This is a genomic window from Paraburkholderia dioscoreae, assembly GCF_902459535.1.
Taxonomy (GTDB): domain Bacteria; phylum Pseudomonadota; class Gammaproteobacteria; order Burkholderiales; family Burkholderiaceae; genus Paraburkholderia; species Paraburkholderia dioscoreae.
Genome location: NZ_LR699554.1, coordinates 2,554,069 through 2,573,518, shown reverse-complemented (window position 1 = coordinate 2,573,518; position 19,450 = coordinate 2,554,069). Strand labels below are relative to the sequence as shown.

19 protein-coding genes are annotated in these 19,450 nt (G+C 61.4%); 15 read left to right on the top strand and 4 right to left on the bottom strand.

All coding sequences use genetic code 11. From position 1 onward, the window contains the following. Positions 1 to 16: 16 nt before the first annotated feature. From PDMSB3_RS31725 to PDMSB3_RS31675, 11 genes are all read left to right on the top strand, one after another. Positions 17 to 883, top strand: coding sequence for an enoyl-CoA hydratase-related protein (locus tag PDMSB3_RS31725; protein WP_165188983.1), 867 nt, complete (start codon positions 17 to 19; stop codon positions 881 to 883). Next, entirely contained in the window at positions 880 to 2,043 is a 1,164-nt protein-coding gene (locus tag PDMSB3_RS31720; protein WP_165188981.1) for a CaiB/BaiF CoA transferase family protein, read from the top strand. Before PDMSB3_RS31725 ends, PDMSB3_RS31720 begins: the two co-directional genes overlap by 4 nt. 43 nt (positions 2,044 to 2,086) lie before the next feature. Then, entirely contained in the window at positions 2,087 to 3,325 is a 1,239-nt protein-coding gene (locus tag PDMSB3_RS31715; RefSeq protein WP_165188979.1) for an NAD(P)/FAD-dependent oxidoreductase, read from the top strand. Between the two features lie 24 nt (positions 3,326 to 3,349). After that, positions 3,350 to 3,661 (top strand): 2Fe-2S iron-sulfur cluster-binding protein, encoded by a 312-nt coding sequence (locus PDMSB3_RS31710; RefSeq protein ID WP_165188977.1) that lies wholly within the window; start codon positions 3,350 to 3,352, stop codon positions 3,659 to 3,661. A gap of 10 nt (positions 3,662 to 3,671) precedes the next feature. Continuing rightward, positions 3,672 to 4,580 carry an acyl-CoA thioesterase gene (locus tag PDMSB3_RS31705; protein ID WP_165188975.1) on the top strand — a complete coding sequence of 303 codons (909 nt, stop codon included), beginning with the start codon at positions 3,672 to 3,674 and terminating at the stop codon, positions 4,578 to 4,580. Beyond that, positions 4,561 to 6,216, top strand: coding sequence for an ATP-dependent acyl-CoA ligase (locus PDMSB3_RS31700; RefSeq protein WP_165188973.1), 1,656 nt, complete (start codon positions 4,561 to 4,563; stop codon positions 6,214 to 6,216). Before PDMSB3_RS31705 ends, PDMSB3_RS31700 begins: the two co-directional genes overlap by 20 nt. A gap of 180 nt (positions 6,217 to 6,396) precedes the next feature. Next, positions 6,397 to 7,092: an SDR family NAD(P)-dependent oxidoreductase gene (locus PDMSB3_RS31695; RefSeq protein WP_165188971.1), complete on the top strand. Its 696-nt coding sequence runs from the start codon at positions 6,397 to 6,399 to the stop codon at positions 7,090 to 7,092. 85 nt (positions 7,093 to 7,177) lie between these two features. Continuing rightward, positions 7,178 to 8,353 (top strand): cytochrome P450, encoded by a 1,176-nt coding sequence (locus PDMSB3_RS31690; protein ID WP_232064375.1) that lies wholly within the window; start codon positions 7,178 to 7,180, stop codon positions 8,351 to 8,353. 40 nt (positions 8,354 to 8,393) lie between these two features. Then, the gene (locus tag PDMSB3_RS31685; RefSeq protein ID WP_165188967.1) at positions 8,394 to 8,645 is read left to right on the top strand and encodes a ferredoxin; all 252 of its coding nucleotides are present in this window, start codon (positions 8,394 to 8,396) and stop codon (positions 8,643 to 8,645) included. After that, the gene (locus PDMSB3_RS31680) at positions 8,642 to 9,895 is read left to right on the top strand and encodes an NAD(P)/FAD-dependent oxidoreductase (protein ID WP_165188965.1); all 1,254 of its coding nucleotides are present in this window, start codon (positions 8,642 to 8,644) and stop codon (positions 9,893 to 9,895) included. The genes PDMSB3_RS31685 and PDMSB3_RS31680 overlap by 4 nt, the downstream gene beginning before the upstream one ends. A gap of 33 nt (positions 9,896 to 9,928) precedes the next feature. Then, positions 9,929 to 11,095, top strand: a complete 1,167-nt coding sequence (locus tag PDMSB3_RS31675) for a CaiB/BaiF CoA transferase family protein (RefSeq protein ID WP_165188963.1) — start codon at positions 9,929 to 9,931, stop codon at positions 11,093 to 11,095. Between the two features lie 2 nt (positions 11,096 to 11,097). Here PDMSB3_RS31675 and PDMSB3_RS31670 read toward each other — a convergent pair whose 3' ends face one another. The 3 genes from PDMSB3_RS31670 to PDMSB3_RS31660 are packed head-to-tail and all read right to left on the bottom strand — an operon-like array spanning position 11,098 to position 13,041. Then, a complete protein-coding gene (locus PDMSB3_RS31670) occupies positions 11,098 to 12,054 on the bottom strand; it encodes a LysR substrate-binding domain-containing protein (RefSeq protein ID WP_165188961.1) in 957 nt (318 codons plus the stop codon). Between the two features lie 29 nt (positions 12,055 to 12,083). Further along, positions 12,084 to 12,251: a hypothetical protein gene (locus tag PDMSB3_RS31665; RefSeq protein WP_165188959.1), complete on the bottom strand. Its 168-nt coding sequence runs from the start codon at positions 12,249 to 12,251 to the stop codon at positions 12,084 to 12,086. Then, entirely contained in the window at positions 12,241 to 13,041 is an 801-nt protein-coding gene (locus tag PDMSB3_RS31660; protein ID WP_165188957.1) for an SDR family NAD(P)-dependent oxidoreductase, read from the bottom strand. The genes PDMSB3_RS31665 and PDMSB3_RS31660 overlap by 11 nt, the downstream gene beginning before the upstream one ends. Before the next feature lie 408 nt (positions 13,042 to 13,449). Here PDMSB3_RS31660 and PDMSB3_RS31655 point away from each other — a divergent pair, with 408 nt between their 5' ends. From PDMSB3_RS31655 to PDMSB3_RS31640, 4 genes are all read left to right on the top strand, one after another. Continuing rightward, on the top strand, positions 13,450 to 14,460 hold the full coding sequence (locus PDMSB3_RS31655) for a ketopantoate reductase family protein (RefSeq protein WP_232064374.1): 1,011 nt from the start codon (positions 13,450 to 13,452) through the stop codon (positions 14,458 to 14,460). Next, entirely contained in the window at positions 14,457 to 15,620 is a 1,164-nt protein-coding gene (locus tag PDMSB3_RS31650) for a CaiB/BaiF CoA transferase family protein (RefSeq protein ID WP_165188955.1), read from the top strand. Before PDMSB3_RS31655 ends, PDMSB3_RS31650 begins: the two co-directional genes overlap by 4 nt. Before the next feature lie 37 nt (positions 15,621 to 15,657). Beyond that, complete coding sequence (locus tag PDMSB3_RS31645) at positions 15,658 to 16,149, top strand: MaoC/PaaZ C-terminal domain-containing protein (RefSeq protein ID WP_165188953.1); 492 nt, start codon at positions 15,658 to 15,660, stop codon at positions 16,147 to 16,149. A gap of 285 nt (positions 16,150 to 16,434) precedes the next feature. Beyond that, the gene (locus PDMSB3_RS31640; protein WP_165189702.1) at positions 16,435 to 17,556 is read left to right on the top strand and encodes an MFS transporter; all 1,122 of its coding nucleotides are present in this window, start codon (positions 16,435 to 16,437) and stop codon (positions 17,554 to 17,556) included. 383 nt (positions 17,557 to 17,939) lie between these two features. On the opposite strand, the gene PDMSB3_RS31635 is transcribed toward PDMSB3_RS31640, so the two are convergent. Next, positions 17,940 to 19,409, bottom strand: coding sequence for an MmgE/PrpD family protein (locus PDMSB3_RS31635; protein WP_165188951.1), 1,470 nt, complete (start codon positions 19,407 to 19,409; stop codon positions 17,940 to 17,942). Between the last annotated feature and the right edge of the window lie 41 nt (positions 19,410 to 19,450).

The following is a 19,450-nucleotide window of genomic DNA, read 5'->3' as shown; positions in this document are numbered from 1 at the left end:
CGCGGAGGAGAACAGCATGACTGGCAGCATCGACTATGTTGCGAAGGACGGACGGGCGTATATCACGATCAATCGCCCGGAGAAGAAAAATGCAATGACCAGCGAAATGCTCGATCAGTTGATGACGGGCTACGACCGCGCCGAAGCCGACGACGACGTGCGCGTTGTCGTCCTGCAAGGAGCCGGCGACGATTTCACCACGGGCCACGACCTGGCTGAAGTCGGCACCGAGTACGGCAAGACGACCTATGACGACAAGGGCCGGCCGCGCAAGCCGAGCCAGCGCGCCCGGCTGTTGCACGACAAGCGGTATATCGAACGCTTCGAGCGCATCTTCAAGTTCCTGAAACCCACGCTGTCGCTGGTGAAAGGCTATTGCCTGGGCGGCGGCCTCTATCTGGCCGAATCCTCGGATCTCGTGATCGCAGCGGACACCGCGAAGATGGGGCACCCGGAGCAGAAGCTCGGTCTGTCCGGCGCGGCCTACTTCGCGGCGTGGGAAATGATGACGCTGGGTCCGCGCAAGGCGCGCGAGCTGTTACTGATGGCGGATGTGTGGGATGCGCAAACCTGCCTCGCCAACGGTCTGGTCAACAAGGTCGTGCCGGCGGCATCGCTCACCGAGGCAGGCGAGGAGTGGGCCGAGCGGATCGTGCGCTTGCCGCGTGACGGCATCGTGATGGGCAAGGCCGCGACCAACCTGGCAATGAACGCATTGGGTATCGACGCACAGTTCTCCTATGGGCACGTGCTGCACGCGCTGGCTACCAATGTGCGCTATGAGAGCGACGAATACAACTTTATGAAGCAGCGGCGGGACAAGGGCGTGCGCGCGTCGAATCACGAGCGTGAGGCGTTCTACGTGGCAAAGGAAAAGGCATGAACACGGCACTCAAAGGGTTGAAGGTACTCGACTTCACCCAGATGATGACGGGCCCTTTCGCCACGATGATGCTGGGCGATTCGGGCGCAGACGTAATCAAGGTCGAGCAGCCCGACGGCGACCCGTTTCGTCGCTCGGGCGAAACGACGCTGAACGGCGATGGGGCGTTCTTTCTCGGCGTGAATCGAAACAAGCGCGGCATCGTGCTCGATCTGAAGAGCGAGGATGGGCGAGCTGCGGCGCTGGCGTTGGCCCTGGAAGCGGACGTACTGGTCGAAAACTTCCGGCCGGGTCTGACGGATAAAGCGGGGCTTGGGTACGAAGCGCTGCGCAAGCTCAATCCGCGTCTGGTGTATTGCTCGATCTCGGGCTTCGGTCGTCATGGCCCTGACAAAAACCGGCCTGCGCTCGACATGGTCATTCAGGCGGTGTCGGGCGTGATGCAGGTGACCGGCACGGAAGAGTCGGGGCCACTCAAGACGGGCTTTCCGTTTTCCGATCTGGTGACGGCGTTGGTCGCGACGATCGGCATCCTGACGGCGTTGCAGGCGCGTGAGCGAACCGGCGAGGGACAACGCGTCGACCTCTCAATGCTCGACGCGAGTATTTTCAGCCAGGTGCCGCGCGACGTCTATTTCGATCTGACGGGCAAGACACCGGGCCGGATGGGCAACCAGCACTGGGACATCGTGCCGAACAACACCTACGCGACCGCCGACGGCCGCGACATCATGATCATCACGATCAACGACAAGTTCTGGCACGTGTTGTGTGACGCGATGGATGCGAGTGAGTTGAAGGGCGACCCGCGTTTTGCGACGAAAGCCGCACGTCTGGAGAACCGTGCGGAGGTGGACGCACGCCTCTCCGCGATTTTCGCGACCCGTGATCTCGCGCAGTGGGAGCGCGTGCTGTCGGCCGCCGGCGCCATTTACGGCTCGGTTCGCACTTGGCCCGAAGTATTCAGCGACCCGCATGTGGTCGAGACTTTGCTGAAGACAGTCCAGCATCCGAAAGGCGGCGAATTCAAGGTCATCAACAACCCGCTGCAATTCTCGGGAACGCCCACGCAGATCCGCAGTGCGCCGCCGTTACTGGGGCAGCACAACGAGGAAGTACTTGGGCGGGGTGCGAGCGGCTGGCCTTCCGTCGACGGCTAGCCCAGGCGAGCGCATCAGTAAAAGAGCAGGCAAGGAGACAAGCATGATGGAACGGACCTGCATCATCGTCGGAGCGAGTCACGCCGCGGCGCAACTCGCTCCGAGCCTTCGGCAGGAAGGCTGGGAAGGCCGCATCGTCGTGGTCGGCGACGAGCCGTATTTGCCTTATCACAGGCCGCCGCTGTCGAAGGCATACCTGCTTGGCGACAAGCATGCGGACGATCTGCTGATTCGTGCCGCCGACGTGTACACCCGCTTCAATATCGAGTTTCGCCTCGGCGATCGGGTCGAATCGATCGACCGTGGCGGCAAGACAGTCTCGCTGCGAAGCGGTGAAAAACTGGCGTACGACAAGCTTGCTTTGTGTACCGGCACCCGCGTGCGAACGGTGACGCTGCCGGGCTCGACGCTGCCCGGGGTTCACTATCTGCGCAATATTGGCGATATCGACCGGATTCGCGCGGAAGTGCGCGCCGGCGGCCATGCGGTGATCGTCGGTGGCGGCTATATCGGACTCGAGACCGCAGCTGTGTTGACGAAGCTCGGCATGCGCACCACCGTCCTTGAAATGGCGCCGCGCGTGCTGGCTCGCGTAACGGCACCGCAAGTGTCCGGATTCTTCGAGCGCGTGCACCGGGAAGAAGGCGTGGTCATTCACACCGGCGTCGCGGTGCGAGGCTTTGAGGGGGAGACGCGCGTCGATCAGGTTGTTTGCGCGGACGGCACGTCGTATCCCGCAGACCTGGTGATTATCGGTGTGGGCGTGATGCCGAATGTCGAACTCGCTGCCGACGCGAATCTGGCCACGGATAACGGCATTCTCGTCGACGCCTGCGCCCGCACCGCCGACCCGGACATCGTGGGCGCCGGCGATTGCACCATGCATCCGTCGCCTTACTACGGCTACATCAGACTGGAATCCGTGCCCAACGCAACCGAACAGGCGAAGAGCGCTGCCGCCGCGTTATGTGGCAAGGACAAGCCGTACTCCGCGCTGCCATGGTTCTGGTCGGACCAATACGACATCAAACTGCAGATTGCCGGGCTCAATCAGGGCTATGACGAGGTCGTGGTGCGCGGCGATCGGGAAGGTAGCCGCAGCTTCTGTGCGTTCTACCTGAAAAGTGGCCGGCTGATTGCAGCGGACTGCGTCAATCGTCCGCAGGAATTCATGTTCAGCAAGAAGCTCATTGCGGAGCGGATCGAAGTGAGCGCGGTACAACTGGCCGACGAGACTTTGTCGCTCAAGTCGCTGGTCGAGGCTGTGAGAGTAGTGGACTAACTTTTGCGTTAAGAGGGGTGTGCGATGCCGGTTATCAAATACGTTCAGGCAAATGGACAAATCACCGAGGCCGACGTGCCGCTGGGCAGCTCGGTCATGCAAGGCGCGGTGGACCACATGATCGAAGGCCTTGCCGCGGAATGCGGCGGCGCGTGTAGCTGCGCGACCTGCGAGGTTTATGTGGACGAGGCGTGGATGGAGGTTGTCGGCGAAGCGTGCGACATCGAGAAGGATATGCTGGCGGCGTCGAGCGCGCTGCGCAGCAATAGCCGTCTGAGTTGCCAGATCGAGATCACGCCGGAGCTCGACGGGCTCGTCGTCGCGATTCCTGGTTGAGCGGCCGGCCATGGCGCTGACGGTGGCGGGTCTGCTGGATCTGTTGCGGCTCAGACGGGAGACCCTTACGCGCTTCACCGGCTGGTCGCCGCCGGATGGCGCGCGCCGGATCTACGGCGGCCAGATGCTGGCCCAGTCGATCATGGCGATGGGGCAAACCGTGCGCGAACCGCACCGGCTGCATTCCATGCAGGGGTATTTCCTGCAGCCGGGCGATGTGACGAAGCCGATCACGTTCGACGTCCGGATCATTCGCGAAGGCCGCAACTTCAGTACGCGGCTAGTGCTGGCGTTGCAGGATGACACGCCGATCTTCAGTGGTGCCGCATCTTTTCAGTCACCAGAGGGCGAGTACCGGCACTTTCAGGCGATGCCGGAAGTTTTTCCGCCCGAGCGGATGCAATCCGAAGAGGCGTTCTACGCCGACCAGCTTCATCTGCTGGAGAACTGTCGTTCGCACGTGCCGCTCATCATGCGTCTGTTCGAACGGCGAAGCGACCAGTGGCGCAGAGGGCTCGAACCGGGGCCGCTTCCCCCCGTCAACGGCATCTGGTGCCGGCTTCGCGAGCCGTGTGGCGATGACCCGCTGCTCGCTCATGCGCTACTCGCCTATGTTTGCGATCTCGATCTGATGAGCACGGCGATGCGGCCTCGCGGACGTGGTTCGCTGGACCGGACCATGCAGGCGGCGAGCCTCGATCACGCAATGTGGTTTCACGCGCCCATTCATCCCGAGCGGTGGTTCTACTACGACCTGGAAGGTCCGTGCGCCACCAACAATCGCGGTCTTGGGCGCGGCGCGCTCTATCAGGATGGCTATCTCGTCGGCACGGCCATGCAGGAAGGGCTACTGCGCGAACGGCGCGATCATCGCCCGGATCATCAAAGGAATGAAGCGTATGGGCCAATGGGACGATAAATTCGAGCGCGCCGAACGCAAGTGGGCGAGCTGGAAAATGGACGAGTATGCGCAGCCGGATCGCGTGATCGGCCGGATCATCGAGGACAAGGCGCGCCGGCAGCCGTATCGCGAGGTGTTCCAGTTCCGCGATCGCGCCATCACGTACGAACAGTTGAATCTGCTGGTGAATCGTGTCGCGAACGGTCTCCTCGCGCTGGATATCCGCCCCGAGGACAAGGTCGCGCTGATGCTGTCGAACCGCGTGGAGTTTCTGCTTGCGTGGTTCGCGCTCAACCGCATCGGCGCGGTGTGCGTGCCGATCAATATCGCCCTTAAGGGTGAGGGCCTCGCATACCAGATCGATCAGGCGGACTGTATCGCGTTGATCGCCGAGGACGGCTTTTTTACGGCGCTCGGCACGATTGCGGATCGGCTCCCGAAGTTGCGTCATTCGATTGTGGTCGCGGACAACCCCACGGTGCGGCTCGATGCGTGGCCGGGCGTGGAGAACCTGCGGTTCGACGATCTGCTCGCCCGCTCAGAAAAAGCGCCCGATATCGTCGTCGATTTCAGGAGTCTTGCGACGATCTCCTACACGTCAGGCACCACCGGTCTGTCGAAAGGCGTGATGATGAGCCATCACTACTGGTACGAGATCTGGTCGGAAGCGGTGCGCTACGCACGTTATACGGAAGACGACGTGCTCTACACCGGCCTGCCGTTCTTTCACACCAGCGCGCACGGAACGACAGGACCCGCGCTTCTGACCGGCGCGAAGGCGGTTCTGGTCGAACGTTTTTCCGCGAGCAGGATGTTCGACGACTGCCGGCGCTGGGAGTGCACGTCGGCGAAATATATCGGCGGAATGGTGTCGATCCTGATGAAGCAGCAAGCCTGCCCGGAAGACGGCGACAACCCATTGCGCCTGATGGTGGGCGCGGCCGCGCCAAAGCACCTGTGGCACGCATTCGAGCAGCGATTCAATACGCGACTGCTGGAACTTTATGGCATGACCGAATCCAGCAGTTGTATCGTCAATCCGTTCGATGCGCGCAAACCCGGATCATGCGGCAAGGCGATTACCGGCTATGACGTGCAACTGGTCGACGATCGCGACAACCCGGTTCCCGCGGGCCAGGTCGGGGAGCTCGTGGTGAGGCCGCAACGTCCGCATCTGGGCACGACGGGATACTACAAGAACCCCGATGCGACGCTCGAACTGTTTCGCAACCTGTGGATTCACACGGGCGATCTGGCGACCCAGGACGACGAGGGGTATTTTTTCTTCGTCGACCGGAAGAAGCAGGCGTTACGGCGGCGCGGCGAAAACATTTCGTCGTTCGAGGTCGAGGCGGTGATCAGCGCCCATCCAGCGGTGGTGGAGTCTTGTGTGGTGGGCGTGCCGTCCGAACTCGGCGAGGACGATGTCAAGGCGGTGATCGTGCTTAGGCCCGGACATGTCGTGACGGAAGAAGAATTGATCGATTGGTGTGAGCCGCGACTCGCTTACTTCGCAATACCTCGCTTTATCGCTTTCCGATCGGCACTGCCAAAAACGCCGAGCGAACGTGTCGAAAAATACCGGCTGCGCAATGAAGGCGTCACGGCCGATTGCTGGGATCGCGAGCAAGCAGGGCGTGTACTCAGGCGATAGATCGTCACATTCTCCGCGCCTCCTTCAAACGATAAGAAATCGGTCTCACGATCTCGTAAAACAGTATTGGACCAGACTGCGCTTTAAGTCGAATCTTGAGTCTGAGGCTTTGCAGAACAACCGCGCAAAGCACGGACTTGAACAGTCGATCCAAAACTATATCGTGAGATGAGGTGACGCATGACGAACAAAGTTGCAGTAGTCACGGGTTCCAATGGCCTGACCGGGCAGGCGATTTGCAAAGACCTGACACAGCGCGGTTACACCGTTGTCGGGATGGACATTGCCGATACGGGAAAGGGTGATTACGCGTATCGCAAATGCGATGTGACCGATTACGAGCAGATCACTGCATCGGTCGCCGCGATCGACGAGCAGTACGGCACGATCCGGGTGCTGGTGAACAATGCGGGCGTCTGGCATGGCAAGACGTTCTTCGACATCGCGCCTTCCGATTACGACTTTACCTACGGCGTCAACACGCGCGCGCCGTTCTTTCTGAGCCAGGAAGTCGCGAAACGCCTGATCGAAGCGGGCGGCGGTGGCGTGATCGTCAACCTGGCCTCCATTGTCGCGACGCTGGGTAGCGGCGTGACCGATTACGGTGGCTCGAAGGCCGCTATCGTCAACCTGACCAAGAGTCTGGCCAAGCCGCTGGGACCGCATGGCATTCGTGTCGCCGCCGTGTCCCCCGGTACGATCAACACGGCGATGGGCGAGAAGGTGCCGAAGGCCGTGCGCGACAAGCTGATTGCAAGTTCGGGCCTGCAACGCGCGGCGGAGCCGGAAGAGATTGCGTCGGCGGTCGGCTTTCTGGTCAGCGACGATGCGCGTTATGTGACGGGCGCGACGCTCGACGTCAACGGCGGACTGTGACTTTCCTCTGGAAAAGACGCTCTCACTGATCAATGTGACCGGAGGAAACATGTCTGGATGTCCATTCAGCAAGCCGGCATTTCCCATGCCGCGACAATGTCCGTTTCTCCCTCCGCAGGAGTATCAGGAATTCCAGCAGCACGCGGGCCCGACCAAAGTACAGATGTGGGACGGCAAGGACGCCTGGCTATTCACGCGCTACGACGACGTGCGGGCCGTGCTGGGCGACAACCGCTTCAGCGGCGATCCGCATGTAACAGGTTTTCCGAGTCTGTCGCCCGCGCGCAATGCGGTGCTGGATCTGGAGCCCGCGTTCATTCGCATGGATCCTCCCGAGCATGGCCGCTTCCGGCGCATGTTGACGAAGGAGTTCATGATCAAGCGCGTGAGCGCGATGCGGCCGCGAATCGATTCGATTTTCAACCGCTTGCTCGATGAACTGCTCGCCAAGGGTCCGCCCGCCAATCTGGTGGAAGACCTGTTCCTGCCGCTGACCTCGGAAGTCATCGCGGGACTGCTCGATGTGCCGGGCAAGGATCATGGCTTCTTTCAGGAGCAAAGCCGGCTGAAGGTGCTGCTCGATGTCGACCCTTCGATCCCCAAGGCGGCGTCGGATCGTATCCTGACTTACCTCGACGACCTGATTACCGAGCGCGCGAAAGTGGCCGACGGCCGGGAGGACCTGCTGAGCCGGCTGATCGTCGAACAGGTGCGGCCAGGCCATCTGACTCATCGCGAGCTTGTCATTATGGCGGAGCTGCTGTTGATGGCGGGCCATGAAACCACGGCCAACCAGATGGCTCTCGGCGTGTACAGCTTTCTGACAAACCCGGACCAGCTCGAATTGCTGCGCAACGATCCGTCGTTGTTGCGCAATGCGGTGGAGGAGATGCTGCGCTTTCACACGATCGTCCACTACAACGCCTTCCGTGTCGCGCTTGAAGATGTCGAGGTCGCGGGACAACTGATCCGCAAGGGCGACGGTGTCGTCGCGCTGATTTCCGGCGCGAATCACGATGCGAGCGCATTCGAGAATCCGCAAAAATTCGACATCACACGCAAGGCCGATCATCACGTTGCGTTCAGTTACGGCATTCACCAGTGTCTCGGCCAGCCGCTCGCGCGCGTCGAGTTGCAAGCAGTGTTCGCCACGTTGTTTCAGCGGATTCCAACGCTACGCTTTGCGGTTCCGCTGGAGCAGGTCAAGGGCAAAGGCGACCACTTCGTGCAGGGGCTTGAAACCCTGCCGGTGACCTGGTGAATATCAAGTGATCCGGTCCGTCCGGACGAAGGAGAGTGACATGTCGAATAACGGTTTCAAACTGCGGGTGTCGGTGGACCAGAGCGTGTGCGTGGGGGCGGGGTTGTGCGTGCTGTCTTCCAGCGAGGTGTTCGACCAGCGCGACGAGGATGGGGTCGTCAAACTGTTGCAGGAGACACCCGACGAGGCGCTCTACGAGAAGGTGCTCAGCGCGTCGCGCAAATGTCCGTCTAAAGCCATCAAGGTCGAGAAGGTGGCGGACGATCTCGCGCCAGAGGAGAACGCGCAATGACCACGATGCCGCGTTCGGTCGTGATCGTCGGCGCGGGCCAGGCCGGGGTCCAGGCAGCGAGCGCGTTGCGAAGCGAGGGTTACGCCGGTGCGATTCAGTTGATCGGCAATGAGCCGGGCTTGCCGTACCAGCGGCCGCCGCTGTCCAAGTCATATCTGGGCGGCGACCTCGCGGACGAAGAGCTGCATCTGGAAACCGCGGCGTGGTTCGACGATCAGCGCATCGAGCATCTGCCCGACGCGCATGTCGATGCGATCGAGCGGCACAGCAAGCGTGTGAGGCTATCGTCGGGGAAGGCGCTGGAGTACGACCATCTGATCCTCGCCACCGGTGCGCGCAACCGCTCTCTGCCGGCGATGGACATGTCAGTGCAAGGCGTTTTCTCGTTGCGGACTGTGGCAGAGGCTGCGGCGCTGACGTCGAGCTTGCACGACGCGCGTCGTGTCGTCGTAATCGGCGCGGGATTTCTCGGGCTGGAAGTGGCCAGCGTGGCGAAAGCGCAGGGCTGCGACGTGCATGTCGTCGAGTCGGTTGAACGCGTGATGCAGCGTGCGCTATCGGAGGAGATGTCGGAAGCCTGTCTGCGGCATCATCGTGCGGCGGGGGTCAGCTTTTCGTTGAGTGCGCGTGTCGATGCCATCTGCTCACAGGAAGGCCGCGTCACCGCGGTCAAACTGGCCGACGGAGGCCTACTTGAGGCCGATCTCGTGCTGATCGCGATCGGTGTCGTGCCGAACAGCGAGCTGGGTCTTGCATGCGGCCTCGAGGTATTCAACGGCTTGATGGTCGACGGGCAATTGCGCACCAGTGATCCGGCGATCTCGGCCATCGGCGATTGTGCTGCGTTCCCGTATGCCTTCGATGAGGGTGACCGTTTGCGCCTCGAATCGGTTCAGAACGCCGTGGACCAGGCGTGCTATGTCGCCCGCCGTATCGTTGGGACCGCAGACACGCCACGCTACGACCAGGTGCCGGTGTTCTGGAGCGATCAGGGCGGCATGCGGTTGCAAATCGCGGGCGTCGCACGCCGGCTCGATGCGAGCGTACTGCGCGGCGATCCCTGCGCGGGCGCATTCTCGGTATTGCGTTTCCGGCAGGGCCGGCTCACGGGCGTCGAGTCCTTTAACCGGCCTGCCGATCACATGGCTGCGCGGCGATTGCTGCAGCAGCGCATCAGTCCTTCACTTGCCCAGGCTGCGGATCCCGCTTTCGATCTCAAGTCGCTGCTGAACGCGGCGGCGACGGTCTGAAGGCGCACGACGAAAGGCACACGGCACAAAACCATGACAACGGCTTCTCCGATACTCGACGGCATTCGCATACTCGATATGACATCGGTGATCTTCGGCCCTTACTGCACGGCGACGCTTGCCGAAATGGGGGCCGACGTCGTCAAGATCGAGTCGTGTTCCGGCGATGAAATTCGTCGCGTGGGACAACCCGTGGTCACACGCGGCATGGGCCCTGCGCATATGACGTTGAATCGCGGCAAGCGCTCGGTGGTATGGGATCTGAAGACGCCGCGCGGGATCGCCGCGCTGCGGCGGCTGGTGAAACGCAGCGACGTGTTCATCCACAATCTGCGCAGCGATGCGATCGAGCGACTGGGCTTGACCTACGAGTCGGCGAAAGCGATCCGCCCCGATCTCGTCTATGTGCATTGCTCCGGTTTCGGTGAAGGCGGACCACTCGCCGGCAAGCCGGCTTACGACGACATCATTCAGGCGGCTTCCGGCGCGGCCAGCCTGTTGCCACGCACCGACGGCAATCCCGCCCCCCGTTTCCTGCCAATGGCGATGGCCGACAAGGTTGCCGGATTGCATGCCACTTACGCGGTGCTCGGCGCATTGCTGCATCGCGAGCGTACTGGCCTTGGACAAGCGGTGGAAGTGCCGATGTTCGAAAGCTTCACGCATTTCCTGATGCAGGATCATCTGTACGGACGCGCGTTCGTGCCGCCGAACGATACGGCGGGTTACCCGCGGCAACTCGATCCGTTGCGTCAGCCTGTGAAGTGTCTGGACGGCTATCTGTCGATCGCGCCTTATACCGACGCACGCTGGGTCCGTTTCTTCGAGGTAACCGATCAGGCCGGTTTTCTGCAACGTGAAGGGCTGACCAGCGCGCGTGAGCGCTTCAACGCACTGGACCGGATGCAGGCGGAACTGGCAAGAATCGTCGCGGGAAAGCCACTGCGTTACTGGCTCGAGTTGATGGCGCAGCACGACATTCCCGCTGCCGAAGTGAAGGGTCTGAACGAGGTGCTCGATGATCCGCATTTGCAGGCTGTCGGGTTCTTCCGTCGCAAGACGCATGCGACAGAGGGCGACTACCTGGAAATGCGCCCGCCGGTCCGCTTTCACGGTGCGCCATCGAAAGAAGTGGCGGGTGCGCCGCTGCTCGGCGAGCACAGCGAAGCGCTGGTCCGTTGGCTGGAAGAGGAGCCCTGATGTCAGGCGGCCTGTTCAATCAGATCCGGGCGCGAGGTGTCGAGGAAGTATTGCGGATGCCGGGCGGTCAGTTCCGCCGCATTCGCACGCGCGGCCTCGCGCCATGCGCCGAGCAGCGGCGGCACGCGGTCCTTATGCCAGGCAAGCGAGAGCGACACGCCCGGCGTGTCGGCGTTCAGCGGGCGATAAGCGACGCCGAGCGGCTGCATCAACTGCATGACGGCCGGTACGACCGCCACACCCACACCGGCCGCCACGAGACACGCGGACGTATGCATGTCGTGCGCTTCTTTGGCGATGTTCGGCTTGAGGTTGTCGTCTTCGAAGATATCGAGGATGCGGTCACCGTAACCACGCTCCGTCGCTGTGCCTCGCGCTACCGCGATCAACGGCCACGTCGCGAGATCGTGCAGATTGACCGGCCCCGGTACGTCGTATTCGCTGCCCGCAGGGACCGCGACCACCAGAAGTTCGCGATACAGAAGCTCGGTCACGATATTGTGATCGTACACGTGGCCGCGCACCAGGCCGACTTCGATCGCACCTTCCTTGAGCGCCGAAATCTGCTGCGAGATGGTCATCTCCTGAAGACTGACATCGGATTCGGGGGCGAGCGCCTTGAACAGGCGTAGCGTATTCGGCAGAAAGCAGTAGATCGCGGTATAGATCGAGCCAACGATCAGATGCGCGCGGGCGCCGCGTCCCGATGCGCGCACCGCGGCAATCGCAGCGGACGCGGTATTGAGCACGCGCTGTGCATGCTCCACCAGAATATCGCCGGCCGGCGTCAATAGAACCTTGCGTTTTTCGCGCGTGAATAACGCAGTGCCGAGTTCGTCTTCGAGTGAAATGATCTGTGCGCTCAATGCGGGCTGCGCGATATTGACGCGCTCGGACGCGCGGGTGAAATTCAATTCGGCAGCCACCGCGAGGAAGTATTGAAGCTGGCGCATGTTCATATCTGCACTCCTTGATTGAATTCGTGTCGCTAACTGACGGAGGGCCGGACTGCGGGGAGGGCAGCCGTATACTCGTTCACGAGCGTGGGGTCGAACGCCACGCGGCCTGGATCCGTCATGTAAAGCGCGAGGCTGATGAGCCACAGCAGATTGGCGATCTTCATCATGTTCAGCACCGGTGTAGGATTAGTGCGCACCGCGCCATGCCAGCGTGCCGGCGTCGACGCCGAACATGCTGCCCGTTGAGAACGACGCTTCGTCCGAGGCGAGGAAACACACGAGTCTGGCGACTTCCTCCGGCAGACCGAGCCGCTTGATCAGATGCGTACCCCAGAGACGGGCGCGGGCCTTCTCGGGGTCCTGCGCGTGAGCGAGGCTTCGGCTCAGCATGGGTGTGTCGATCGCGCCGGGTACATAGGCGTTGCAGCGGATCCCGGCGTCGGCGAGGTCGAGTGCGATCGCTTTCGTCAGCATCACGACGCCGCCTTTGCTGGCCGCGTAGGCGGGCAGACCGGGATAGGCGACCGTGCTTGCAACCGAGGCGCCATTGACGATTGCCGGGCTGCAGGTCGATTTGCGCAGAAACGGCGCGGCGAATTTCGAAGCCAGCCACATCGCCTTCAGGTTGACGTTCATCACGGTGTCCCAGACCTCTTCCGGCAAATCTTCGATCGTGGGAGCGCGGCCGGTGAGTCCGTCGTCGGTGACGCCAGCGTTGTTCACCAGCACGTCGATGCCGCCCGCGTGGGCCGCGGTTGCTTCGATCATGTGACGGATCGAATCCGCTTTCGAGAGATCGGTCTTGATGAAGAGGGATTTCGCACCGGCGTCTTTCACTGCCTCAGCCGCTGCCACGCCCTTGTCTTCCTGCAGGTCGGCCACGGTGACCCATGCGGCGCCCTGGCGGGCGGCTTCGATTGCGATTGCCCGGCCCATGCCTTGCGCTGCGCCCGTCACGATGACGACCCGGTTTCTGAGTTTGCTCATACATGTCTCCGTTTTTTTAATGCCGGTGTGCAGGCATTTTTTTTTCCGGCTAGCCGTTAAAGACACCGGGCTGCCGACTCGCTGTTTCCATAAGTTATCGAAACCCCGCGAGATATTCCATAAGCATTCATCTCTAAAACTTTACGGATCGTCTCATTCGATGCGTTCGCGGATATCGTCAGATCAATGCCTTGGCGAAGTTCGTCGCCCACGTCATGTCGGTGGGGGAAGGCCGTGATTTTCTGGCCGCCGGCATTGCCGCCAGGCGTTCAGGCGAGCTATACGCCGATACGCTAGAACCATCGTTTTTTAGTATTTCCCCAATCGCGAGGCCGCACCGTATCGTCTGCTCATCGATCAGCCTCATCCGCGTCTGTTGCTCGAGACGTCGACGTGAGGCGCCATCCTATGAGCCGTGCAAGAGAGAGCCTTATGCTGAAGGTGTGTATTTTCGGAGGCGGTGCGATTGGCGGATATATCGCCGGCCATCTCGCTCGCGCAGGACAGTGTGAGGTCAGCGTGGTGGCGCGTGGCAAGACACTCGAGGCGATCCGCGAGCGCGGTCTGCGTGTGATTACCGCTACGGATGATTTCACCGTGCGCGTGAAGGCCGTCGACGACGCGCGCGAACTCGGCGTGCAGGATTACGTGTTCGTCACGCTCAAATCACATCAGGTCGATGACGCGCTGGATCAGATTCGTTCGTTGATGGATTCGCACACGGTCGTGCTGCCGCCGACCACCGGCATTCCCTATTATTTCTTTCCAGACCGCCAGATTGCCGCGCTCGATCCCGGCGCGCGGCAATGGCATGCCATACCGCCCGCGCAAGTATTGGGCTGTGTGTACTGGATCGGTGCGCATGTGGTCGAACCGGGTGTCGTGTCGCAAGACGGCGCAAAGGCCGGATGCCCGATCGGTGAGCTGAATGGTCAGCACTCGGAGCGGGTTAGCCGCCTGAGCGAGCTGCTCGGCGCGAGTGGTATTGCCGCGAAGGTCAACGACAATATTCGCGCGGCTATCTGGGTGAAATTCGTCAATAGCCTGTGCTGGAATCCCGTAGCGATACTCACGCAGGGAACGCTCGGCGACATGCGCGACGCTGCGGGCGTCGTGCCTGTGGTCGACGCCATGATGCGCGAAGCCGATGCGCTAGCCGTGGCGCTGGGCCTCGATGTGGGTCCCGATCCCGCCAAACGGATCGCGCTGACGCTTAGCGCGGCCCATCACAAGATGTCTATGTTGCAGGACCTCGAAGCAGGACGTCCGCTCGAACTGCAGCCACTTCGAAGTTCGCTCAACGCCGTGCGAGACCTCACCGAGCTGCGCACGCCGACACTCGATACCCTTCTCGCGCTAGCCAGTCTGCGCGAGACCATTGCACTGAATAACCTTCGTCCAAGGGAGCTGCATTCATGACATCTACGTCCACCTCAAACGAGACCAGTGCGGCTCGTGATTTCCGTCGGCCGCTGGAAGGTGTCAAAGTGGTCGAAGCCTGCAGTTATATTTCCGGCCCCTTCTGTGCGCAGATGCTGGCGGACCTCGGCGCCGACGTGATCAAGGTCGAGCCTCCGTCCGGCGATCCGTACCGCAACTTTGGCCATAGCTGGGAAGGCGTTGGCACCGTGTGGACCAATTCGAACCGCGGTAAGGACAGCGTGGTGCTGGATCTGAAGTCGCCTGACGATCTGGCGAAGTTCAAGAATTTGCTGCGTGATGCGGACATCTACATCGAGAACTGGCGGCCGCATGTGTCGGCTTCTTTGGGCCTGGGCTTCGATCAGGTGAGTGAGTTGAATCCGCGTATTGTTCAGCTTTCCATCACCGGTTATGGACCGGACGGCGTACTCGCGAAAGAGCCCGCTTTCGATGCGTTGATTCAGGGCCGCACAGGCTTGTTGAGTTACGAGGCAGCCGGCGGCGAGCCGCGCGCGACGAACACGTTCCTTGCCGACAAGGTTTCGGCCGTGTTCGCGGCGCAGATGGCGCTGTCCGGGCTGATCTCGCGCGACCGGTTACAGCAGGCTGTGCATCTGGAAACCTCGATGCTCGACATCATCGCGTACTACAACTTTCCCGACATGTTCCATAACCAGACCTTCGTCGACGACACGGCTGCGGCGACGCTCGCGCCGCAACCCGTGCTGGCGACGCGCGACGGGTATATGGTGCTGTCTCCGGTCTCCGGAAAGCAGCTTAGCCGAACGCTCGATGCAATCGGCCATCCCGAGTGGAAGGACGAACTGAAAGAGATCAAAGACCGCAAAGAGATGACCCATACGTTTTTCGAACGGGTGGCGGGTCCGCTGAAATTGAAGACCACGGCAGAATGGCTCGAGCGCTTTCGCGAGCTGGATGTGCCGGCCGGACCCGTCAACGAACCCCATGCGCATTTCAGCGACCCTCAGGTCATTCATAACGAACTCTATTCGGAGCTGCAGACCCCGGCGGGCGCCGTGCGCGCGATCCGCTATCCCGCTCGCTTCAATGGCCATCTGCTGAAGCCGGGCAAGCCGGCGCCGCGTCTCGGCGAGGGCAACGGCCACAGGCTCGCTGAGTTTGAGTCTGCCAAGTGAAGTGTTGCATTCACGCTGGCGTCTTCGGGAGAGCAACGTGCCAATACTGCTGAGAGGTATCGAAGGGATCAGGGCTTACTCGGGCTTCCGTCTCGGCAAGAGCAGCTGGGTCGAAGTGAGTCAGGACATGATCAACGCCTTTGCGTCGGCGACCGACGACTGGGATTGGATATCCGTCGACGAAGCGCGCGCGAGACGTGGCCCGTTTGGCAAACCTGTTGCCCAGAACACGCTGATACTGAGCCTGATCGTACCGTTGTTGCACGACGTGTGCGTGCTCGAAGACATTGGAGTGAACATCGTTCATGGCATCGACCGGCTTCGCTTTCTTGGGCCGGTGCCGGTCGATTCGAGTGTGCGCCTCGACGTAGAGTTGAAAAGCGTCAACACGTCGGGCGAATCCTGCCATTGGGTGCTCGGCTGCAAGATGGAATGCGACGTAAGTGATACGCCGGTGCTGGAAGCCGAGATTGTGTATTGCATAGGACCGGCAGCGCAGAAAACGATTCAGCTCGCAACAATCGGATGAGCGCGGCGCCTGCTCGGATGTCGTGGTGCAGCGGTCATTCGACGCGTACGCGAGACCGCTGTTCGTGCGAGTGGGGAGACCATGTTGGATGGGAAGATAACGAGTGACACGAACGTCACTAACATAGCCAGCCGCTTTTCGACCCAGACCGCAAGGAGACAGGCGAGGGCGGTCGTGCTCGGCGCGGGGCTCAACCTGTTCACGGGAACTGGACAGGTCCTGCTTTTCAGCTTCGGCGTTTTCGTCGGGCCGATCGTCGCGGATACCGGATGGTAGCGGGCCGAGATAAGCGCAGCGGTACTCTGGGGACAGCTTCTCATTGCGCTGGCGGCGCCTTTGACAGGACTTGCCGTCGACCGGTTCGGCGCGAGAAGGGTCGCGCGCTTTGCCGGTCCTTCCCTCGCGCTTGGCGTCGTGCTGATAGGTTTGCTGTCGTATAGCGCCGGGAGCTTCGTGTTCTTCTTTGCACTGAGTTTCCTGTTCGGCGGCGCACAGGTTCCGGTTCCCTATGTGAAGGCCGTCTCGGACTGGTACGACACACGGCTGGGACTGGCCTTGGGTGCGGCGATGATTCTGAGTGGCGCGGGCGTAGCGTTGATTCCTCCGCTGTCTGCCGCGCTGATCGGTACACTCGGGTGGCGGCTGGCTTATGTCGTGCTGGGCATTGGCGTCATGGTCGTTAGTGTTCCGTCGGTGGCGTTGCTGCTGCGTGAGCCGCCAATCAAGACCGTTGGTCCGGAGCAGACCGACCATAAGGACGAAATGGCCGCAATGCAGGGCATGACACTGGGCCGCGCCGTGCGAACTCGTCAATTCTGGTTGATCGCGATCAGCTTTTATCTGATTTCGGTGGTGGTCGGCGCCGGCACTCATGTATTGCCGATCATTCTGTCCGATCACGGGTGGAAGGCCCAGCAAGGGTCGTTCGTCATGACGATCGTGGGTGTCGGGATGATGGTTGCCCGGTTCGGCTTCGGCGCTCTGCTCGACCGCTTTCATGCCTCCCGTCTGACCGCGCTCGTATTCGCGGGTGCGGGAGTCGGCTTCCTATGTCTGGCTTCCGGTATTTCCGGGTTGACGGTCCCTATTGCCGCCGTCCTGATCGGGGTGGCGCTCGGCGCCGAGGTCGACGCGCTCGCGTATCTCGCATCGCGTGTATTCGGGCGAAAACATCTGGGCGCCGTGTATGGGGCATTGATGTTCTGCTTCAGCTTCGGTCTCGGCTGCGGCCCTGCGCTGTTCGGTCAGATCTTCGAACGCACCGGCAGCTATCAGGACGGATTCCGGCTGGCCAGCGTTGCGGCTGCCGTCGCCACTCTGGCGGTGCGGCGCTCGGATCTCGAAAGCGGTCGTTCCCAGGGAGATTCCAGTAGGCGAGTGTGCGAGCACGCTCCTTCTATTCATTAAGATTCGCGCATGGCCTATCGCTAACGTGCCGCGTTCATGCGCGGCGGTACCAGCAAGGCTATTGTCTTCATCCGGCGTGCTGACCGTGGCGCTCGATGTCAGTCATGGAGAGGCTGTTTCGCACGCGAGGCCCGGCGCGTTTTATCGTACGCCGCGCAGATTGTTCGATGGATATGTATACGCTTGAGGCTGGGTAAGCGCGGCGTTGCTTCTGTTGTTCTATGCGCTGATTGCGACCCACGCGACGCCATTCGCAGCGGGTAGTCGATTGCGGGCCGATCATCGAGTTGGATTGGCTTTGCGCTCGAACTCGTTTGGTCTTCTGCGCCGTGACGATTCGGCATGCAAGACCAGGCCGCGAATCTTTCTTCCCTCTATGCGTCTTACGTTTGCGCCGGCATTGAACGAGCCAGCTTCATCAGGCTGTCGCTGAGTCGACTGATCGGACCGTCATCCAGCGTCATGATGACTTCGATGACCTCTCTTGCCGCGTCAGCGAGTGCGGGAGGCCCCTCGCCGCGTTCGTCAAGGCCGATCATTACATTGAACTTGCTGTAGATCTGCTCATTGGAGAAGACGGTTTCGGGCGTCCAGGGATCGCCCAGCGACTGATCGGCCGTCGCACTGAAAATCTGTCCTCGTGCATGGATGTCGACGCCGCCCGGCACGCCGCGCCATTGGCCACCTGTCATCCATTCCGCGATGTTCGACGAAGTCGGCTCGGGCGCAACGTCCACCCGTTTGCGGAAGGTGGCAATACGCTCATCGCTCATCGTTGCCCGATCGTACCAGCGAGGCCCCGCCGGGATATCGTAGGCAACTGCGGCGAGTGCATGCGCGTGACTGAACTCCGCGCTGAGGGAATCGCCCGGTTGCTGCTCGCGGAAAATCGAAGTCAACGCGAACGGGTTGGCCCGCACCACGACCCGCTCGATTTCTTCCGGCCGAAGTTCGTGCCTGGCACGCAAGCGGGTAAAGGCGGTGAGGGGATGATGAATCCAGCGGCAGCATGGCCACGGCTTGTAGGTCGTATTGAGAATTTGCCATGCGCTGCCGAGACCCGCCATCAATGCTTCGTCGTCGTGGGTGGGCGAGCCGTAGAACTTCCAGAACGCGTTTTCCCCATCGAGAATATCCTTGAAGCCGGTACTCCCGAGCCCGGCAAGCAGCGCCGCCGACACGCCGGTCTCGGCGCACCAGCCTGCGTCCGCGTACTTATACATGGGTTGCACAACGGATTCGGCCCACTTACGTAGTGTCGGCTGTGGAGAATTGCTCCCGCCGATCCCGAAGGCATGATTGGCCTGAGTTCTATCGAGGCCGGCAATGCTGGTCGATGCGCCGATCGCCGCCCAGGTGATCGTCGCCGCCGGACCGCCTAACTCGTTCCAGCCGATCACCTTGCCATTTTCGATCTGCATCGGAGCGCCCATCCAGCTGCCGATTCGCGCGCCGACATCGAAGCCGACCGAGATGGCCGTCAACAATTCGCGGCCGCTGCGTTGATGCAACTCGGCAAGCGCGAGCGCTGAGAAGATCGTCGCATTGCCAAAATGCGTGGAGGTGGGAAAGGTGTCGTCGGCATCCAGCACATTGGCCAGACGGGCATTCGCATAAGCGGCCGCGGTAACGGAGCTGCGCTGCGTCCTGCCGAGAACGGTGGCGTCCGGATTTCCACCTAGAGTGCCGACATAATCGAGGGCGATCCGTCCGCTTTCCGTGCCGATCGCCCCCGCGGCACAACCGAGCGTGTCGAGAAGAAGCCGCTTGCTCTCGGCGACGACCGCCGACGGGAAATCGTCAAACCGCGTATCCACCACGAAATCGGCAAGTCTTTGCGTCAGGCTAGTCATATTGCGCTCCTTTCTGTACTTGATAACTGTCTGCTCGGCTG

Excerpts from the sequence above, each read along its gene's own strand:
- PDMSB3_RS31725 (WP_165188983.1), top strand. The coding sequence starts at position 17 with ATGACTGGCAGCATCGACTATGTTGCGAAGGACGGACGGGCGTATATC.
- PDMSB3_RS31720 (WP_165188981.1), top strand. The coding sequence starts at position 880 with ATGAACACGGCACTCAAAGGGTTGAAGGTACTCGACTTCACCCAGATG.
- PDMSB3_RS31715 (WP_165188979.1), top strand. The coding sequence starts at position 2,087 with ATGATGGAACGGACCTGCATCATCGTCGGAGCGAGTCACGCCGCGGCG.
- PDMSB3_RS31710 (WP_165188977.1), top strand. The coding sequence starts at position 3,350 with ATGCCGGTTATCAAATACGTTCAGGCAAATGGACAAATCACCGAGGCC.
- PDMSB3_RS31705 (WP_165188975.1), top strand. The coding sequence starts at position 3,672 with ATGGCGCTGACGGTGGCGGGTCTGCTGGATCTGTTGCGGCTCAGACGG.
- PDMSB3_RS31700 (WP_165188973.1), top strand. The coding sequence starts at position 4,561 with ATGGGCCAATGGGACGATAAATTCGAGCGCGCCGAACGCAAGTGGGCG.
- PDMSB3_RS31695 (WP_165188971.1), top strand. The coding sequence starts at position 6,397 with ATGACGAACAAAGTTGCAGTAGTCACGGGTTCCAATGGCCTGACCGGG.
- PDMSB3_RS31690 (WP_232064375.1), top strand. The coding sequence starts at position 7,178 with ATGCCGCGACAATGTCCGTTTCTCCCTCCGCAGGAGTATCAGGAATTC.
- PDMSB3_RS31685 (WP_165188967.1), top strand. The coding sequence starts at position 8,394 with ATGTCGAATAACGGTTTCAAACTGCGGGTGTCGGTGGACCAGAGCGTG.
- PDMSB3_RS31680 (WP_165188965.1), top strand. The coding sequence starts at position 8,642 with ATGACCACGATGCCGCGTTCGGTCGTGATCGTCGGCGCGGGCCAGGCC.
- PDMSB3_RS31675 (WP_165188963.1), top strand. The coding sequence starts at position 9,929 with ATGACAACGGCTTCTCCGATACTCGACGGCATTCGCATACTCGATATG.
- PDMSB3_RS31670 (WP_165188961.1), bottom strand. The coding sequence starts at position 12,054 with ATGAACATGCGCCAGCTTCAATACTTCCTCGCGGTGGCTGCCGAATTG.
- PDMSB3_RS31660 (WP_165188957.1), bottom strand. The coding sequence starts at position 13,041 with ATGAGCAAACTCAGAAACCGGGTCGTCATCGTGACGGGCGCAGCGCAA.
- PDMSB3_RS31655 (WP_232064374.1), top strand. The coding sequence starts at position 13,450 with ATGAGCCGTGCAAGAGAGAGCCTTATGCTGAAGGTGTGTATTTTCGGA.
- PDMSB3_RS31650 (WP_165188955.1), top strand. The coding sequence starts at position 14,457 with ATGACATCTACGTCCACCTCAAACGAGACCAGTGCGGCTCGTGATTTC.
- PDMSB3_RS31635 (WP_165188951.1), bottom strand. The coding sequence starts at position 19,409 with ATGACTAGCCTGACGCAAAGACTTGCCGATTTCGTGGTGGATACGCGG.